Consider the following 611-nt stretch of genomic DNA (forward strand, 5'->3'; position numbering starts at 1 on the left):
CTCGTAGATCGGGCCGTAGAAGATCTCGCGATCGGCAAAGGGCACGTTGGCGCCGCTGGACACGACTTCGAGCCCGCCCTTGACCAACTGCTCGATCTGCTGCTGCGTCACCAGGCGCGACCCGGCGCAGGGCAGGAAGATTTCCGCGCCCGCGCACCAGACAGCACGATTGATTACGTCGAAAGGAAGCATTCCTTCCGCGGCCAGTTGGTTGCCCTTCTTCTGCAGGAACAGCGTGCGGATCTGTTCGAAGCTGAAGCCGTCGGGATTGAGCAGCCCGCCCTCGCGATCGATGATGCCGACCACGCGCGCGCCGGCTTGCGCAAGATAGTAAGCCGCGGTAGAGCCCACATTGCCCCAGCCCTGCACGATGACGCGTTTGCCGGCGACTTCGCCGCCGTAGAGCCTGTAGTAGTGAAGCACCGATTCGGCCAGACCCCAGCCCGTGATCAGGTCGGCCACCAGGTACTTGCGGGCGGAGTCAGGCGTGTAGTGCGGGTCCTCGACAACCTTGGCCACGCCCATGCGCAGCTGCCCGACCTTCTGGATGCGCTCGCTGTCGCTCGGCTCGAAGTGGCCGTTGACGACGCCCTCCTGCGGATGCCACAAGC

The 611-nt window shown here is 64.6% G+C and carries 1 pseudogene; it reads right to left on the bottom strand.

Annotated elements, in window-relative coordinates:
* A pseudogene (locus ACXJ3V_RS20385) lies at positions 1–611 on the bottom strand (hypothetical protein); the annotation flags it as partial.

Source organism: Microbacterium sp. P5_E9, from assembly GCF_054049175.1.